Annotated in this window: 12 protein-coding genes; 6 read left to right on the top strand and 6 right to left on the bottom strand. The window is 57.1% G+C overall.

Translation table 11 applies throughout. From position 1 onward, the window contains the following. Positions 1-86: 86 nt before the first annotated feature. The gene (locus ACOBR2_RS09970; protein WP_420239862.1) at positions 87-491 is read left to right on the top strand and encodes a GIY-YIG nuclease family protein; all 405 of its coding nucleotides are present in this window, start codon (positions 87-89) and stop codon (positions 489-491) included. Positions 492-536: 45 nt separating this feature from the next. Here the strand turns inward: ACOBR2_RS09970 and ACOBR2_RS09965 are convergent, their stop codons facing one another. After that, a complete protein-coding gene (locus ACOBR2_RS09965; protein WP_420239861.1) occupies positions 537-1,352 on the bottom strand; it encodes an AraC family transcriptional regulator in 816 nt (271 codons plus the stop codon). Between the two features lie 98 nt (positions 1,353-1,450). Between ACOBR2_RS09965 and ACOBR2_RS09960 the strand changes: the two genes are divergently transcribed. Together ACOBR2_RS09960 and ACOBR2_RS09955 are read left to right on the top strand one after the other, a co-directional pair. Continuing rightward, complete coding sequence (locus ACOBR2_RS09960; protein ID WP_420239860.1) at positions 1,451-2,227, top strand: class I SAM-dependent methyltransferase; 777 nt, start codon at positions 1,451-1,453, stop codon at positions 2,225-2,227. A 231-nt stretch (positions 2,228-2,458) separates the two neighbouring features. Further along, a complete protein-coding gene (locus ACOBR2_RS09955; RefSeq protein WP_420239859.1) occupies positions 2,459-3,688 on the top strand; it encodes an MFS transporter in 1,230 nt (409 codons plus the stop codon). Between the two features lie 6 nt (positions 3,689-3,694). Here the strand turns inward: ACOBR2_RS09955 and ACOBR2_RS09950 are convergent, their stop codons facing one another. Then, positions 3,695-4,471: a hypothetical protein gene (locus ACOBR2_RS09950; protein WP_420239858.1), complete on the bottom strand. Its 777-nt coding sequence runs from the start codon at positions 4,469-4,471 to the stop codon at positions 3,695-3,697. Between the two features lie 195 nt (positions 4,472-4,666). Between ACOBR2_RS09950 and ACOBR2_RS09945 the strand changes: the two genes are divergently transcribed. The 3 genes from ACOBR2_RS09945 (at position 4,667) to ACOBR2_RS09935 (ending at position 10,340) form a co-directional block, all read left to right on the top strand. Further along, complete coding sequence (locus tag ACOBR2_RS09945) at positions 4,667-5,083, top strand: transposase (RefSeq protein WP_420239857.1); 417 nt, start codon at positions 4,667-4,669, stop codon at positions 5,081-5,083. A 416-nt stretch (positions 5,084-5,499) separates the two neighbouring features. After that, entirely contained in the window at positions 5,500-9,513 is a 4,014-nt protein-coding gene (locus ACOBR2_RS09940) for a PAS domain S-box protein (protein WP_420240004.1), read from the top strand. Next, a complete protein-coding gene (locus tag ACOBR2_RS09935) occupies positions 9,510-10,340 on the top strand; it encodes a response regulator (protein ID WP_420239856.1) in 831 nt (276 codons plus the stop codon). Before ACOBR2_RS09940 ends, ACOBR2_RS09935 begins: the two co-directional genes overlap by 4 nt. Before the next feature lie 326 nt (positions 10,341-10,666). Here the strand turns inward: ACOBR2_RS09935 and ACOBR2_RS09930 are convergent, their stop codons facing one another. The 4 genes from ACOBR2_RS09930 to ptsP all read right to left on the bottom strand — a co-directional run bounded on the left by ACOBR2_RS09930 (position 10,667) and on the right by ptsP (position 17,346). Further along, complete coding sequence (locus ACOBR2_RS09930; protein WP_420239855.1) at positions 10,667-11,998, bottom strand: carbohydrate porin; 1,332 nt, start codon at positions 11,996-11,998, stop codon at positions 10,667-10,669. Between the two features lie 151 nt (positions 11,999-12,149). Next, entirely contained in the window at positions 12,150-13,892 is a 1,743-nt protein-coding gene (locus ACOBR2_RS09925; protein ID WP_420239854.1) for a fructose-specific PTS transporter subunit EIIC, read from the bottom strand. After that, entirely contained in the window at positions 13,892-14,866 is a 975-nt protein-coding gene (pfkB, locus tag ACOBR2_RS09920; protein WP_420239853.1) for a 1-phosphofructokinase, read from the bottom strand. Before pfkB ends, ACOBR2_RS09925 begins: the two co-directional genes overlap by 1 nt. Continuing rightward, a complete protein-coding gene (gene ptsP / locus ACOBR2_RS09915) occupies positions 14,863-17,346 on the bottom strand; it encodes a phosphoenolpyruvate--protein phosphotransferase (RefSeq protein WP_420239852.1) in 2,484 nt (827 codons plus the stop codon). Before ptsP ends, pfkB begins: the two co-directional genes overlap by 4 nt. Positions 17,347-17,508: the final 162 nt, after the last annotated feature.

Here is a 17,508-nt window from a genome sequence, read left to right as displayed (position 1 = left end):
GAGCTTTCTTATTGAGTCTTACTATACATAATTATGATTATCAGACACTATCAAGCATAGCTTGATTATGTCTGATAACATATATTATGTTTATTTACCCGGTTGATAAAGGACGCCGCCGCATCCCGACAGGAGCGCATTACATGTCCAGCCCATCCCGAGAGTTCAAAAAATCCGCCGTCGATGCCTTCAAGCGCACGAAGACCATCGGCGGCATCTTTGCCATCCACTCGAAAACAAACGCCACGCAATGGATTGGAAAGGCGCCGAACCTCGCCACGATCTGGAACCGCATTACCTTTGAGATGCGCGCGGGCAGCTGCCGCAGCTGGACTCTGCAGCAAGCGTGGACGGCGCTCGGAGAAGACGACTTCCGCCTAGAAGTTGTCGAGGAGATCGATGCAGAGAAACTTCTGTTTGCTTTCGATCGCACGATGAAAGAGCGGCTGGAGTACTGGTGCGCCGAGCGGTCGGCCGAACGACTGCCATAAACCTGCCCGAAGTGATTTCACTTAAGCGATCCTTTGCAGCGCTTCTCAGCGGTCGTTGCTGTGTATCCTATTTTGGTAAACACGGGGAGTTTCGCCGGTGAAAGCGCCGAAGGCTTTGGTGAAAGAGCTGGGGCTATCAAAACCGATCTCGCTGGCGACGTCGATGATGCGCGCGCTGGGCTTTGAGAGCAAGGCGAGCGATTGCAGCAGGCGAGCTTTCACCAGATAGTCGCGCCAACTGAGCCCTAGAGCAGCAACGAAATGCCTGCGAAAGCTGCGCTCCGACATGGCTGCGGCCGCGCTCGCCTGTTGCACTGTAGCGTCCTGCAGATGTTGCAGCGTGTAATCGATGGCCCGCGAGAGTTGTGCGTCGTCGGTGCCAGGCAGCCAGAACGGATCTCCCGCGCGCGTCCAGTCTCTGCACAGCAGAGCGAGCGTGCGAAAGAACGATCCGCGCAGATCGTCGACCGCCTTTGCTTCGGATTCCCAGCGCATGGCCTCGTCAATCATGGCGCGCAACAGTGGCTGCGCAGCAAAGACGCAGACAGGTTCAACGTCCCACGTGATCAGCGCCGGCTGAAAGAAGATGCTGGCCCCGGCCAAGTCGCCGATCGTGGTGCGATGCGGTGTGCCGGCTGATATCCAGGCCACTCGCTGCGGCGGCAACATGTAGCGTCGGCTACCCACCTCCACCTGGGCCGACCCCTGCAGCGAGTACATCAACTGATGGCAGCTGTGCTGATGCCAGTCGTAGCGCGTGTTCGCCGCCACATCCAGATAGCCGAAGGCCGGTTGCGCGGCATTTTCCAGCCCGATCCGCTCAATGTAGGCCAGCGTCTGTTGCTGATCCAGTTTCTGCATCGTCTGCTCTTCTCTTGTCTGCGGTGAATGGCCGCTTAAGACTAGGATATGGCCGAACGGCGATTGCAGGCCAGCGGCAGCGGGAAAGAAACTAAGTCATGCACACGAAGGAAACCACCCACCGCGCCCTGATCCTTGACCAATTCACCCGACAGGCGCAACCCTTTGCAGCCGTCGGTTCACACTCCGCCGAAGACTCGCTCCACCTGCTGGCAGAGACTCTGCAGATCTCCGCACAGGATGAGGTCCTCGATGTCGCTTGCGGTCCCGGCATCGTCAGTTGCTGGCTGGCGCAGCGCGCCCAGCACGTGACCGGAACCGATCTGGTACCTGCCATGCTCGACGAGGCACGCAAACGGCAAGCCGCTGCGGCGCTTGAGAACCTGCAGTGGAGCTTTGCCGACGCGACCCGTCTGCCTTTTGCCGACGACTCGTTTACCTGCGTCGTCACCCGCTATTCCTTCCATCATCTGCTCGATCCGCAGCAGGTCTTGCATGAGATGGCGCGCGTGTGCCGGCCCGGCGGACGCATTGCTGTGGCCGATGTGACGCCGGACGAAGGCAAGACCGCCGACTACGACGCGCTCGAGACGCTGCGCGATCCATCGCACACACATGCCTTGTCGTTGAACAACCTGCTTGCGCTTGGTGCCGCCGAGAAGTTGCTGCTGCTGTCCACAGCGTCGTATCGGCTGGAAGTGCCCTTGGAGACGCAGTTGGCGGCATCGTTTCCAGCGCCGGGCAATGCGGACAAAGTGCGCGAGATGGTTCGACGCGATCTCGGTGTGGATCGTCTATCCACGGACGCCATGGATAAAAACGGAGAACTCATGCTCCACCTACCCATCTCCATTGTTGTTTGGTCGAAACCGTAATCAGTATGATCAGGAGGCCGCATCCCCCTTTAATACGAGTTGGATCTTCTCCAGCGTGCATTCATTGAGGCACTGGAAATTTGGCAAAAAAAATAGCACAGTGCATGGCGTAGAATTCAGGACAAATCCTCCTGACAAGATTTTGACTCCGCGTTGGAGTGCCTAAGGCAGGCGACCGAGTGAAATTCTGTACCTATTATGTAAAGACAAATACGCCAGGCTGAAAAAGAAATGAAAATTTTAACCGATCCTGCAGAATTCGAAACCGACAAAAGCCCCGCGCAGCCGAAGAAGATGAGTGCGTCCTACTTCGTTTGGATTCTGGGTAGCGCCGGGCTGATTTCGGCTGCGGACAACTGGATCGTTGCGCCCGTTCTGCCGTCGATTGCTGCAAGTTTCCATGTATCGGTGGCGCAGACCGCATGGATTCTGACGGCCTACATGATTCTCTACGGCTTCATGCAGCCGTTTCACGGTTTTTTCAGCGAGCGATTGGGACGCGTCTGGCTCCTACGCCGACTGATGCTCGGCCTGACGGCAGGCACGCTGGCTTGCGCGTTCGCCTCATCACTCATCTGGCTGTGCGTCGCCCGTTTTGTGACCGGATTCTTTGCCGCTGGCATGATCGCCGTCTCGCTGGCGCTGATTGGCGACCGCGTTGCCGAAAACTCCCGCCAAACCGTCGTCGGTCGTTTCATGGGCATTGTCTTTCTCGGCCAGGGAGTCAGTGTCGGTCTAGGTGGGGTGGTCGCCAAATACATGAGTTGGCGAGCGATCTTTTTCACCTTTGCCTTTGCCGCGGCTGGCTCTGGCTTGCTACTCGGCAAGCTGCACGAAAGGTCCTTCACACCTTCGCCACAAGGCTTGATGGAACAGATCCGTCAGGCAACCGCTACACGCAGCGCAAGACGAATCTATCTGTCGGCCTTGGCAGCAGGATTTCTGCTTCTCGGAATGTATAACTTCTCCGGCGCCTTTTTGCAGAAAGTTTCTGGACTTGATCCTCTACAAACCGGCGGCGTCATTATGTTCTTCGGTTTTTCCTGTCTGTTGGCCGGAAAGTTTTCCGGATCGATCAGCCGCTGCATCGCAACGAAGAGAACAATCCTGGCAGGTACAACCCTTGGTATATTCGCAGCAACGACGCTCGCGATGTCTGCGGATTGGCGATTGGCGTGGCTGGCAATTGTGGCTCTGGGCACGGGATATATTCTTGTCCAATCGACGCTGGCAACGTTGGCCTTTGGCGTCGGGCCGAACGGTGTCGCTTCTGCATTAGTCGGTCTTGGGCTGTTCGGCGGAGGTGGTTTGAGCTCGGCCTTGGGCAGCATGATCCTGGCGCATTCCAGCTATCGGACTCTCTGGCGTTTCTTCGCAGTTGGAACGCTTCTGATGCTTCTCTTTGTCGCTGTGCAGAAAAGCATAGCTGATCTTCACACACGCTCGGGCCATCAGCCATAAGAGCGGCTACGGATTCGGCACAACGGACACGAATCGGCTCGGAATAAACCGATGCTTCTGGTTTGACCAGCGCCAGTAGCGACGTTCGACCTTCTCCAGTTTTTCGTTCACGGCAATGGTCCGGGTTTCCTCCAGTGAGCGATCCGGAAACCGCAGAAATGTACTGAGATGTTCGGTCTGAATCTCCGTCGGACTCCCCAGCGTTCCTTCCGAGAGAAAATCTTGCGTGACCATCGTCTGCACAAGTTTGCCGTTAAGAATTGAAAGCACCTGTGTCTGATCTTCCACAACGTTTGAGCCGTGGTTGTAGTTCACGTTATGAACCACAAGATCATCGGCATCGGCGCGCCGTAAAGCCATGAGTTCAAGAACGCAGAATTGATGCCAGCAATCGAGCGTCTGTTTGTCGATCACATGCCAAGGATGATTTTGTGGCTCGTCGTCCGACCCTTGAAGCAGATAGAGGAACCAACCCCTGAAACTGGGCAGAAATGCCACTCCGTAATGGGTCTCCTGCTGTGCTCGGACCAGCTTTAACGCAATCTTTTGCCCGGGCAGAAGTTCCTCAACAACCGTTTTGCCGATGACCGGATCGATGCCCAGCCGCGTCAGAAGGTCAACTTTCTGCCCGACATCGGCACCGCTAAGCAGGTTCTCCATTTCGTCCAACTTGCCCATGGTGATTTGCTCTTGATCGCCTACCCGGACGTACTGCGCTGTTGAAGGGATAATGCTGGAAAGAGCAAAACCTATACAATATGTGATCAGGATTTTCTTCTGCATTTGTGTACCTCAACAATTGCACGGACCTTATCAACGATTTTATCGCTCCGGCGTATGGTTGTTTTTTTCAACATGATGCAAGAACTCAAGCGAAGAGTGAGTTTCAAGCGTCATTTCATGAGATCGTAAAATGTAACGGTTCCAGCTGCCGCCGCAGGTGAGACTGCAGCCGTCAATGAGACACTGGTTCCTGTCGTGGTGCTGCTGGATGTGGAAGTCAGCGTGGTGGTCGTGGAGGTCAGCCTGGATGCGCCGCCGCAGGTGGTTCCATTCACCGCGAAGGATGTGGGGATGGCGTTGGTTATGTTATTCCATGTGCCGTTGAAGCCCATGCCGGACTTCGCCACCGTTACATTGGAACCGCTCTGGGTTTCCGTTCCATCCCAGATTGGTCGCATCCGGCTGCAAACAATCCCTAATCTGACGCGGACAGCCGTGCATGGATTTATCGCTGCATCAGTTGAACCTGGCAGCAGGGTGCGAACCGATGGCTTCAAGTCTTATCTGGAGCTGGACGGCTATGTCCACCAGCGCCATGTGCAGACAGAACAATCCGAAGACGAGCATGTACTGCCGCGCATGCATCGCGTCATTGGATTGCTGCAACGCTGATTAATGGAAACACACCAAGTCGCAGTGTCTGCCGAGCATCTGGACGATTCACTCAACGAGTTCACCTTCCGCTTCAACCGCCGCACCGCGGCGTCACGAGGCAAACTGTTTTATTGATTGGTACAACAAGCCGTTCCGATGGAGCCGATTCCGTTCGCGAAGTTGGTGAAACCACAAGCGATTGTGTCTGGTGGAGTCAAGTAAATAGCTAGATTCTCGAATAGCGTGTAGAGCAAGCCGGGCAGTTCGTTGAACCGGCTACTGGAGCCCGCATCAGAACAAGAGCCGCAGTTTTGCCCATCATGGAAATTCCGTAACTTTTCCCGGAACTGACGAGATGAATATTGCAGCGATCTTTTTCTATATGCTCTACGGTTAGAAAGTTGGGCCGATAAGAGAAACCGGAGTTGAAGATTGTGCCTGACCGGTCTGTACACAGTACGGAAGGAGCCATAGAGCAAGCAAGCCTGTCCGCGGCTGTGGAACAGGCTGCAAACGGCATTGTCATCACAGATGCAAACGGAAGAATTCAATACGTTAATCCAGCATTTACCGTAATGACGGGCTACACCAGAGAAGAAGTCCTAGACCAAAAACCTTCCATCCTCAAATCAGGACGCCATCCCATTACGTTCTATCAGGAGCTCTGGGCGACGATCCAATCTGGCAATGTCTGGCATGGAGAATTGACCAATCGGCGCAAGGATGGCACTTTCTATAACGAGGAGATGCGGATTGCCCCCGTACACAATTCTAAAGGAACCATTAACGGCTATATAGCCGTTAAGCAAGATGTGACAGAACAACGGGCGCAAGAGGCAGCGCAAGCATTTCTTGCCGCTATAGTGGAAGCCTCCGAGGATGCCATCATCTCCACTACGGCAGAGGGCGTGATTCTTACTTGGAACCATGGCGCTGAAGCGCTTCTTGGCTTAACCGCAAAACAGGCGATCGGGCAGAGTGTAACCCTCATGACTCCTGCGGATCGGCTGCCCCAGATGGCGTGGTGTATTGACCAGATATCGCACGGACACCGCATATCAAATTATGAAGGCGTGTGCCGGCGTGGGGATGGGCGTGAAGTTCATGTTACCGCTACTGGATCCCCTATCTTTGATTCGGCGGGCAAAGTGACGGCAGCCACGGCCATTCTAAGAGACGACACGAAACGCAATGAGTCCCGGATCAGGCTGCGCGAGAGCGAAGAACGTTTTCGCGGCATCTTTGAATATGCTCCGTTTGGTATGTGCGTGAGCGGGATGGACGGGTGTTTTATTCAGGTGAATGAGGCACTTTGCCGAATGCTTGGCTATTCTGCGGCGGAGTTGTGTCGCATCAGCTGGGTTGAACTTATTCACCCAGATGATCTTGAATCCTTCCTGAACAAGATGAAGCTTTTGCTTGAGAAACCGGGAGGCTATGTGGACGATGAGATGCGTAGCTACCGTTGCAACGGAGATGTTGTATGGGTGCGTGCGAGGACCTCGCTGGTTCGAGACGGTGGCGACAATCCGGTACATTTTGTAGTTCACCTGGAAGACATCACAGAGCGCCGGCAGAGTGAGGATGCTTCTCGCCTTGCCAAACTTACCGCCGAGACCGAAGCCAGGCATCGTAACTTTCAACATTCATTGATCTCCGCCATCCTGGATGTATCACTGGACGGAATTTTGGTGGTTAACGACGCAGGCAATGTCGTCGCGCACAATAAAAAATTCTTGGAAGTGTGGAAGATAGATCCATCGATGCACGCAAGAGAATTCGACGGTGGGGTTGTGACCGTGCCAGACGACTCGGTGTTATCTGCTGGCGTCGAACTTGTCAAAGATCCTGAGGCATTCTTAGCGCGGGTTCGCGAATTGTACTCGGATCCGACGACAGAGGACCATTGCGAGTTTGAGATGAAGGACGGCCGGACACTGGAGCGCTATTCTGCCAGCTTGCGTGGCGAAAATCCTGAACGCGGAGGGCGCGTGTGGTTCTTTCGCGATATCACCGAGCGTAAGCGGTCGGAACATGCGCTTATTGAGAGCGAACATCGCTTCCGCGTCATGGCAGATAGCTGCCCGATTGGAATTTGGGTCACAGACGAGGAGGGTGGAGAGCGCTTTATCAACAAGACGTATCGTCAGTTTTGCGGCATGGTCTCAGAACAGGTTTCCCCTGGCTCCTGGGTATCGCTGATTCACCCAGACGATGCGCCGAAATTCATCACTGAATTCAACCGTGCCTTAAAAGAACATGCACCTTTCAAAACTGAACAACGCAGTCGGCGAGCCGATGGCGAGTGGCGCTGGATCGAGACCGATGCCACACCACGTTTTTCGCCAGAGGGTGAATTCCGGGGGATGGTTGGCACCAGCAAGGACGTTACCGAGCGCAAAATGACCGAAGCAAGACTGCAGGAGGCCCGCGAGCAAAGCGCCAAATTGCAGGAAACGGTGCTTCGATTGGAACTTGAGAAGACCAGTGACATGCACCGGCTCATTCTCAGTGCCGCAGGAGAAGGTATCTACGGTCTGGATCCCGACGGGCTCACAACCTTTACCAATCCAGCGGCTTTGGCAATGCTAGGGTTTTCGGACGAGGAATTGATCGGAAAGCCACAGCACATGATGATCCACCACTCGTATGTTGATGGCTCAACTTACCCGAAAGAGGCCTGTCTTATTTACAAGGCTCTTCGAGATGGCCAGGTTCATTACTGCGATAGCGAGGTTTTTTGGAAAAAGGATGGAACCAGCTTTCCCGTAGCGTATACCTGCACGCCGATTCTGCGAGATGGTAAACCTGACGGTGTTGTAGTGGTATTTCAAGAAATATCTGAGAGGAAGCGCCGGGAGAGGGCAGATGCAGCCAACCAGGCAAAGAGCCGCTTTCTGGCCAACATGAGTCATGAAATCCGTACGCCAATGAACGGCGTTATTGGTATGAATCAGTTGCTCTTGGAAACAGATCTTACGGCCGAGCAACGGCGATACGTCGAAGTAGCTCAACACAGCGGGCGTACTCTCTTGGCCCTCATTGACGACATTCTCGACTTGTCCAAGATCGAGGCTGGGAAGGTCGTCCTCACGAATCTTCGTTTTGACTTGAACCACACGATCGAAGAGGTGGTCCAACTATTGCGCGTTCAGGCAACTGCCAAGGGGCTCCTTCTGGACGTGCGTATCTCGCCCGACATTCCAGATACTTTGCGGGGCGACGCACACCGGTTGCGCCAAGTGCTTACCAATCTTATTGCGAATGCCATTAAGTTCACTCACAGCGGTAAGATCATACTCAATGCTAAATTAGATAGTCGTCCTGATCGCACGATAACGGTTCGTTTCACCATCGCCGATACGGGAATTGGAATCCGTCCGGAGCAACTTTCCGCGCTCTTCTCGCCATTTGTTCAGGCCGATTCCTCGACGACACGCAAGTACGGCGGAACGGGGCTCGGACTGGCAATCTGCAAACAACTCGTCGAAATGATGGGGGGCACCATCGGAGTCGAAAGCCAGGAGGGCAAGGGTTCTATCTTTTGGTTTACAGCAACTTTTGAACAGGTGGTACTCGATGAACATGAATGCATCCCCAAGTCCGCTGCCCAGCGAAAGTCTGCACCCGGCAGCGCACCGCTTAGTCCGATCCCTCTTGGGCAAGGCGAAAGGATACTGGTGGCAGAGGACAACTCCACCAACCGCGAGGTAATCCTAGCACAGCTGAAAAAACTAAAATACAACGGCGAAGCCGTCACGAATGGGGCCGATGCCGTTGAAGCGGTCAAGCATGGAAACTACAACCTGTTGCTAATGGACTGCGCGATGCCGTTGATGGACGGTTACGAAGCGACCCGCCGCATTCGCCAGTCAATGCAAGTACATATTCCGATCATTGCTCTAACAGCCAGTGCGATGCCGTCAGACCGTGAACGATGCTTGCGCGAAGGGATGGACGACTATCTAGCCAAACCAGTGGAACTACCTCGTTTGGCGGCTGCACTTGCGCGATGGTTGTCACAATCTGCTCCGATTCCGCCTGTGCCCAACATGAAGCAGGCAGAGACGACTATCTTCGATGCGGACGCTCTGTTGCATAGACTCATGGACGATCGGGAACTTGCTCGGACCCTGCTGAAGGGATTTCTCGACAGTGTTCCCGCCCAATTGAAACATCTACGCGAGTTACTCGGTGCTTCGGATGCTTTTGGCTTACGACTAGAGGCGCATTCTCTAAAAGGCGCGGCTGCAACTGTGGCAGCTGAGGATTTGCGCTTGGCGGCCCTGGCAATCGAAACAGCTTCCTCGCTTGGTCAGTTGGATTACTGTAGAGACCTTTTGGGGAACATAACCAGCGAATTTAACCGCTTTAAAACGACGGTGGAACAAGACGGATGGACACCTCGGAAAAGTGATAATACGGGGATCGAGGAGAACGGAAAATGACCAATGTGAACGATGAATTGGTACAGGATTACCTGGCCGATTGCCGCGAGAATCTGGATGCGATGGAGACAGAACTACTGGCCATCAAGATGAGCGAATCCAGAATCAACGATGAGCGCCTAAAACGCATTCTACAAGCCGCGCACGCCATCGGTGGCCCCGCAGATTTATTTGATCTAGTGAATATCCGTGAGCTTGCGTATCAAACAGAAACCTCAGCGGCACTGATTCGTTCCCGCAACGTTGCTCCCACTTCGGAGCAAATTGCCGTTCTGCTGTGCGCCACGGACAAGTTACAGGAACTTATTCGGAATGCTGAAGTGAGCAACGAGGCAGATACCCGCGAAGTTATGGCCGATCTGATTCGGCTGCGGGAAGAGCATCCATCCACGTCCACAGAAACAGTGTCGTCCCATCCCGATTCACGACCACTGCGCATGCTCCTGGTTGAAGATGACTTTACATGCCGGTTCTTGCTGCAAACATTCCTGGCCCGCCATGGTGAATGTCATGTGGCCGTCAACGGCAGAGAAGCCGTGGATATGTTCCGCGTTTCGATTGAGCGCAAGCAAACGTACGATCTGATCTGCATGGATATCATGATGCCGGAAATGGACGGCCGCGAAGCGGTTCGGCGAATACGGTCTCTCGAAGAAGCGCAGGGGATTTTGTCCACTTTTGGTGTAAAGATTTTCATGACAACAACCGTGCAGCAAGTGAGAGAAGTCTTTCTCTGCTTCAAGGAACTCTGCGATGCATATCTGATGAAACCCATTGATCTAGAACAACTGCAAAAACAGATGAGGTTCTATCATTTGCTTCGGTAGGAAGGCCAGCGTTGGCTGAAACTGCTATGAATGCATATCTACAACTGGCACGAATGCCGGTGATGGGTGGTGCAGTTACTGTCATTGCTACCTCCGGGGCGGCGTTATGATCTTCATGATTCATCATGGTCATACAAAAGATACGCCAACCCGGAAGACATAAAACGGCGGTCAGATTCACAAGGCGTGATGCTGTGCGCAATAGATGTTTTTGGATGGACTCCCGTAAATGTCAACCTGCTACTGCCTCCCCGGCAGAACCGGGGGAACTCCCGTTGGATCAGGATCGGTCCATACTTACTGTGCAAACGATGCATGATTTCTGCTCAGAAGACGATTCCAATCTCCATGCCGGGCACAACTGCGGTGGGAATGTGCCCGGTGCCGGCCGGTCGAATATCTACCTGCAGATCCGGTTGCACGAAGGTGTGCCGCGCGATCTGGATACGATGCGCCAGTTCGACGACCATCTCGTGCGAGGGATTGCCATTCCCCTTGGCCACGATGCTCTTGGCATAGTCGCGACTGAACTGGCCGTAGATGAAACCGAAGATGGTCTTGTCTTCGCTGCGATGGCCGAAGCGTCCCTGATCAACGAGGCCGACGTTGATCTGCACCGGCACAATTGAGACGTTCTGCTGCGGATAATAAGCCGCCGCCGTCCACAGCGTGAGTCCCGCATTGCTTGTGGAGGAACGCCTCCAGAGCATCTGGTCGCCATGCACATAAAAGCCATAGGAGTTGCCGACCGTCTTCGTACTCAGAAACTGCGTGAAGCCGGTCCAGGGCGAGTAGGTACTGCCAAGCCAGTAGTGGCCGGGTAGCGTCGTGCGCTCGCTACCCTTACTCTGCACTATCTCCGGCGTCCAGGCCAACTCGTGCATGGTGATGATGCTATCGCCGTCATGCACGCCCCAGTCGACGCCGTGCAGACCCGGATCGAAGACGTTCTTGGTCGTCTGAAAGACGGCATTCTTCATATAAAATCGCTTACTGATTTGATAGCGCAGATAGCCACCCCAGGTGGGGAACGGGTAAGCGCTCGACTGCGTGTCGAAGAGGATGTTGCGAATGTCGCCGTCGATGCCGTTATTCAGATAGAGGCTGTAGAGGGGCGAGGCGTTCATGTCGTCGGAAGCCGACAGGCGGCCTGCCTTGTAAAGGACCTTGCCTGCGCCCAGCTCCTGCTGAAAGAACATCTGATAGAAGAAGGGCGACTGGCCGCCAACGCACTGCTGCACGTTGTACTGGCCCTGAATGTATTCGTTCGACAGGCCGTGGCCACCGCGATCGATAAAGCTCATCTGTAGCCCGGCCTTTTTGATGTGCGCCATGCGGCCAAGATCAAGATTGGCGACGATGAAGGTATCGTCAACGGTGGTGATGTGGCCCTGCTTCGCGCCACCGATCGGGTTGCCTGAGGCGATCCCCGTCCAATAGCCGGTGAAGGTGATACCCTTGCGCGCAAGCGTCGATTGCCAACCGCTATAGTCGCCCAGAAGCCGGGGCGCATCGGGCCCGTTGAAGAAGCCGGGGCGCACGGGCTCAACCCTGGGCGCGGTGCGGGTTTCTGGTTGTTGCGGCACGGCATTCTTCTGCGCAAACAGCGTGGTGGGTATAAGGCCGAGGAAGAGGGTCCAGCGAAAGAGCTCTTTCATGGTGCGATCCTTTTCGTGTCTGCGAACACCGGAAAATGGAAACAGGGATCCCCTCTGCGCTGCGCATCAACAGCAGCGGCGAACAGAGAGAGACGGTTCTATACAAGAGAGGCGCAAGAGCCGCGAGCGAAAAGCAGCCCCGTGCTTCCGCTTAAAGCGTGGTAACCTCTTGCGGCTTTCGTTTAAAGATGGCCAGCAGAAGGGCCGTTACCAGCGAACCGGCTACAATCGCCAGTGCGTAGACGGGCAGATGCGTCACGGCGTGGGGAATCATCAACACAAAGATGCCGCCGTGCGGCACCATCAACTGGCAACCGCCTGCCATCGAGATTGCTCCCGTAATCGCCGAGCCAACAACCAGGCAAGGAATCACGCGCAACGGATCGCTGGCCGCGTAGGGAATCGCACCCTCGGAGATAAAGCTCAACCCTAGCACCGCCGTGACCTTGCCCAGTTGCCTCTCGCTCGACGTGAAGCGACGACGCGCCAGCAGCGTGGCCAAGGCTAGGCCAATCGGCGATGTCATGCCGCCGGCCATCACTGCCGCCATCGGTTCATGCACATTCGAGGCCAGCAGACCGACGGAAAACGTGTAGGCTGCCTTGTTCACCGGCCCGCCCATGTCGAAAGCCATCATGCCGCCCAGCAGCAGTCCGAGCAGCAACGCGCTTCCCTGCTGCATGCCGCTCAACCACGCGGTCAGCGCGCCCAGTGCGATCCTGACTGGAGTGCCAACAACGTAGATCATCGCGAGACCCACGATCAATGTCGAGAGCAGCGGCAGAATCAGAACTGGCTTCAGTCCCGCCAATGCTTCGGGCAACGGCAGCGCGTCATTGAGCAGCTTGGTGACATAGCCGGCGAGAAAGCCAGCGACGATGCCGCCCAAAAAACCTGCCCCGAGTGACATCGACAGCATGCCGCCGACGAGGCCAGCGCACAGCCCCGGCCGGTCCGCGATCGAGTACGCGATGTAGGCCGCCAGCATCGGAATATAGAGCTTGAAGGCCGCGCCCGAGCCGATCTGCAACAGCGTCCATCCGAACGACCCCGTCGCATCGCCTGCGTGAATGCCGCCGACGGCAAAGGCCAGCGCAATCAGCAAACCGCCCGCCGTGACCAACGGCAACATGTGTGATACACCGGTCATCAGATGCTTATACGCACCCGTTCTTTCGCGCCTGACCACTTGCGGGGAAGCCGCGGTCTTGGGTCCCGAAGCCGAGGGCTTCGGCAATGCCAGCGCGCGCGCGAGCACATCTTTGCCGTGATGAATCGCATCGTTGGTCGAGGTACTCAACAGCGGAACATTCGCAAAACGGCTTGGATCGACGTGCGTATCGGCGGCAATGATCGCGGCCGAGCATTGCACAATCTCCTCTGCGGAGAGTGTGTTCTTCGCACCTACCGACCCCTGCGTCTCCACATGCATTGCGTAGCCGAGCTCTTCAGCGGCCTTCTGCAGCGCGGCCGCCGCCATGAAGGTGTGCGCGATGCCGGTCGGGCACGAGGTGATGGCAACCAGACGCACGACCCTAGGCTCAGCCACCGGTTCGGGCGGAGCCATCACGACGGGCGCGGTCACGACCGGCGCCAATTTCTCCTCAAGCCCGAGAGCGATCTCGGGATGCTGAATCAGCACGCTTACCGGAACGAAGACCAGCTTGTCTCGCTCTGGGGATTCTGCGTCAAAACTCGCTTCGCCCGCCACGATCACGCGCTCGATCTCTTCCAGCCGCAAAGACGCAATCGCCGTCTCGGCCATGTCTTCAACCTGCGTGCGCACCTCAAGTGCATAGCCGTGGCGGCTGGCCACGTTCTTCAGCGCCTCTTCGGCCATGCGCGCGTGGCTTGCACCAAGCTGCGCGCTAAGCAGAACCATTCCCTTGGGCATCACAATACTCCTTCGACCGCGATCGCGCGTCCCGCCAGCTTCTCCAACTTGACCTGTTCCTTGAGCGCGGTCACGCGTTCAGCTTCCAATCCAGCGCCGCAACGCGTGACCGCATAAGCGCCAAAGGCCGTGGCCAAGGCCGCCGTTTCCTCAAGCGTTAGCTCCTGCGTCTGCGCGGAGACGAGTCCGGCCACCATCGCATCGCCAGCGCCCACCGTGCTCACGACCTTGACCTTCGGCGGCCGCGCCACAAGCGCCTCTTCCCGCGTCAAAAACAGCGCCCCATCGCCCCCCATCGAGACGACGACCAGTTGCGTGCGATCCACCAGCAACTCCTCGGCCGCCGCGCGAATTGCCTCCATCGTCGGCAACGCGCGACCGACCAACTCTTCGAGCTCCGTTACATTCGGCTTAAGAATCTCTGGCCGCGCCGCAACGGCCACATGCAGCGGCGCTCCGCTCGTGTCGAGCGCGACCTTGCCGCCATGCGTATGCACGACATCAATCATGCGGCGATAAAAATCAGCGTCGAGCCCCTTCGGCAAACTGCCGGAGAGCACCGTCCACTCATTGCTCGCGGCCAAATCGGCCACCGTTGTTTCCAGCTGTGACAGCGCCGCGCCGTCCACCTCGACGCCGGGAAAGTTGATGTCGGTGGTCTCGGCCGTCGCTGTGTCGGCAATCTTGATGCCGATCCGCGTCGCCCCAGCCACGCGCACAAAGCGGTCTTCCAGATGATGTGCAGCAAAGTGCGTCTCGAAGATCGTCGCGTTTTCCGCACCTAAAAATCCCGTGACGCAAACCTGCACCCCAAGATCGCCGAGCAGCGTGGCCACATTCACGCCCTTGCCGCCCGCGTCCAGCCGACTCGATTCCACACGATTCACCTTGCCCGCGGCAAAGTGTGCAATCGCCAATGTCTGATCGATGGCCGGGTTCGGCGTCACCGTCACGATGCGAGAACTCTGCTTCATGCATTCACCCCTTCATCCGCCAATAACGCGCGCACCGCGTTCAAATCCGCGCAACCCAGCGCGCGGCGTGCCAATGCTTCGGCCTCAACGCGCGTGGTGTTGCGCAGGGAATCCTTCACGGCGGGAATAGACGGAACCGAGACGCTCAGCTCGCGTACGCCCAGACCCGCCAACACAAGCGCGCCGCCCGGTTCACCCGCCAGTCCACCGCAAACGCCCACCCAGCGGCCATGTTTTTCGGCCGCTTCGACGGTCTTGCGAATCATGCGCAGCACGGCCGGATGAAAACCACTGGCCTCGCGTGCCAGCTCCGTGTTGCCGCGATCCATCGCCATCACGTACTGCGTCAGATCATTGGTGCCGATCGAAAAGAAGTCGGCTACCTCGGCCAGTTCTTCGCCCATCAGTACTGCCGCCGGAACCTCGATCATGGTGCCGATCTCAACCGGCTCAGCACCCACCTCGCAACGAATCTCTTCGGCAAAATCGCGCGCCGCACGCATCTCCTCCGGGCTCGCGATCATCGGAAACATGATCTTAAGATTGCCGTACGCCGCCGCGCGAAAGGCCGCGCGCAACTGCGTGCGGAACAAGTCGCGATGGCGCAGGCAGAGCCGGATACCGCGCACACCGAGGAAAGGATTTTCTTCTTTTTCCTGCTGCAGGTAGGGCACCGGCTTGTCGCCGCCAATGTCGAGCGTGCGCAGAACCAGCGGCAGCCCGTCGAGCGCCTCGAGCATGGCACGATAGCTCTGGTACTGCTCCTCTTCGTCGGGCGCGTCTTCGCGATCCAGAAACAGAAACTCGGTGCGCAGTAGTCCTACACCCTCGCCGCCCGACGCGAGCGCCTTGCTCACGTCGGCGACCTTGCCGATGTTGGCGCAGACCTCAATGCGCACTCCATCGCCGGTGACCGCTGGCGCAAAACGCCGCTCATGCATCGCAGCATCGGTGTCAGCCAACAGCACCTGCGCCTTACGCGCCGACTCCAGATCCGCGTCGCTCGGATTCAGATAGAGCATGCCCGCATCGGCATCGAGAATCACCAGATCGCCGTCCTGCAACTCTCCCGCATCAACATCGATGCCCGACAGCGCCGGCATCTTCAACGAGCGCGCCAGAATCGCCACATGCGAGGTCGCGCTGCCCCGCGCCGAGCAGAACCCCACTACACGCGCCGTATCGAGCGTCGCTGCCTCCGACGGCGTCAGCTCTTCGGTCAGCAGAATCTGCGGCTCGTCGTCCTCTTCCGCCCACCGCTTCTTGTCGATCTTCAGCAGACAACGCAGTACGCGCGCCGCCGCATCACGCACATCGGTGGCACGGCCGGCGATCAGTTCGTTCTCAGAGTTGGCCAGTTTCTCGGCCAGGCGCTCGCTCTCCTGCTGCCATGCCCAGGATGCGCTCGGCACCTCGTCGATGCGCCGCTCGATGCGCGCCAGCAACTCCTCGTCGCGCAAAATCTCGGCCTGAGCCGCAAGAATCTGCGCGGCCTCGGTGGCTCCGTGCGCCTTCGATTCCTCGGCCAACTCGGCCAGTTCGCCGCGCGCCTCAAGCAGTGCCTGATGCAGTTGCCGTTTTTCTTCGGTGGGATTGTCGGTCGGCGCGGCAGTCTCGATCTGCTCAACGCCCAGTCGGCGCAAACGGCCAATCGCCAGCCCCGGTGCCAACGGAACGCCGGCCAGCGTAGCCAGCTCACGCACGGGTTTCCATCCATGCCGACGTACGACACGCTTCGGCATCTCCTCAACCTCGGCGGCCTCCATCTGTTCCTTCAACTGACGCAGAGCCTCGGCAGCCTCGGCAGCCTCGGCTCCGTCGGCAGCAATCCGAACCACCGCACCATGCGCCGCGCCCAGTTGCAGCAGCGAAGCCATGCTCGTGCCATCGGCCGTGCGACCGGCTAGCGTCACCGTGATCTTCGCCGCAAATCCGCGCGCTAGCGTGGCAAAGACCGTCGCCGGACGCGCATGCAGTCCGTGCGCCGGTCCAACCACCGCATCCACCGTCCGCGCCGCCGCCGACAGCGTTGCGCTACCCGCCTGCACGGCCTCATCGGCGCCAAAAGCCGCCACAATCTCCTCGACGTCGCTGGTTGCTGCCAGCCTTTGCAACCGTGCCTCGTTCCCCAGCAACCCGGTCAGCTTGCCCAGCAGCGCCAGGTGCTCGTCCGAGCGGGCCGCAATGCCCACAACCAGATACGCCTGCTCGCCCGCCTGCCACGCCACACCGCCCGGAACCTGCACGATCGCCACGCCTGTCTTCTGAATCTTTTCGCGGTCAGCCGGGACGCCGTGCGGAATCGCAATACCCGAACCCAGGTAGGTATTCGCCAACGTTTCGCGCTGCAACATGCTCGCGGCATAACCCGGCGCTACAAAACCGTTTTGCTCCAGCAGTGCGGCCACCTCAACGATCGCCGCTTCCTTGCTGGTGGCCTGACTCGCCATTCGAACGTTTTCTGTCTGAATCTCTACCATGGGGTCTGCTCCATCCCAGAATGCGCAAACAATAATCGATTGCAGAAATAACTGTCAATATCTCTTTTAGGGCAAATCGAACCTCCGTAACGTCCGGAACGGAAAGAAATTAAATTTTTACCTGTAAATACATAACTTTAAATATGTTAATAAGGTTACCTA

The sequence above is a fragment of the Telmatobacter bradus genome (assembly GCF_048629425.1).
Classification (GTDB): Bacteria; Acidobacteriota; Terriglobia; order Terriglobales; family Acidobacteriaceae; genus Telmatobacter; species Telmatobacter bradus.
The sequence above is the reverse complement of the archived record's forward strand: the minus strand, read 5'-3'. Positions and strand labels throughout refer to the sequence as shown.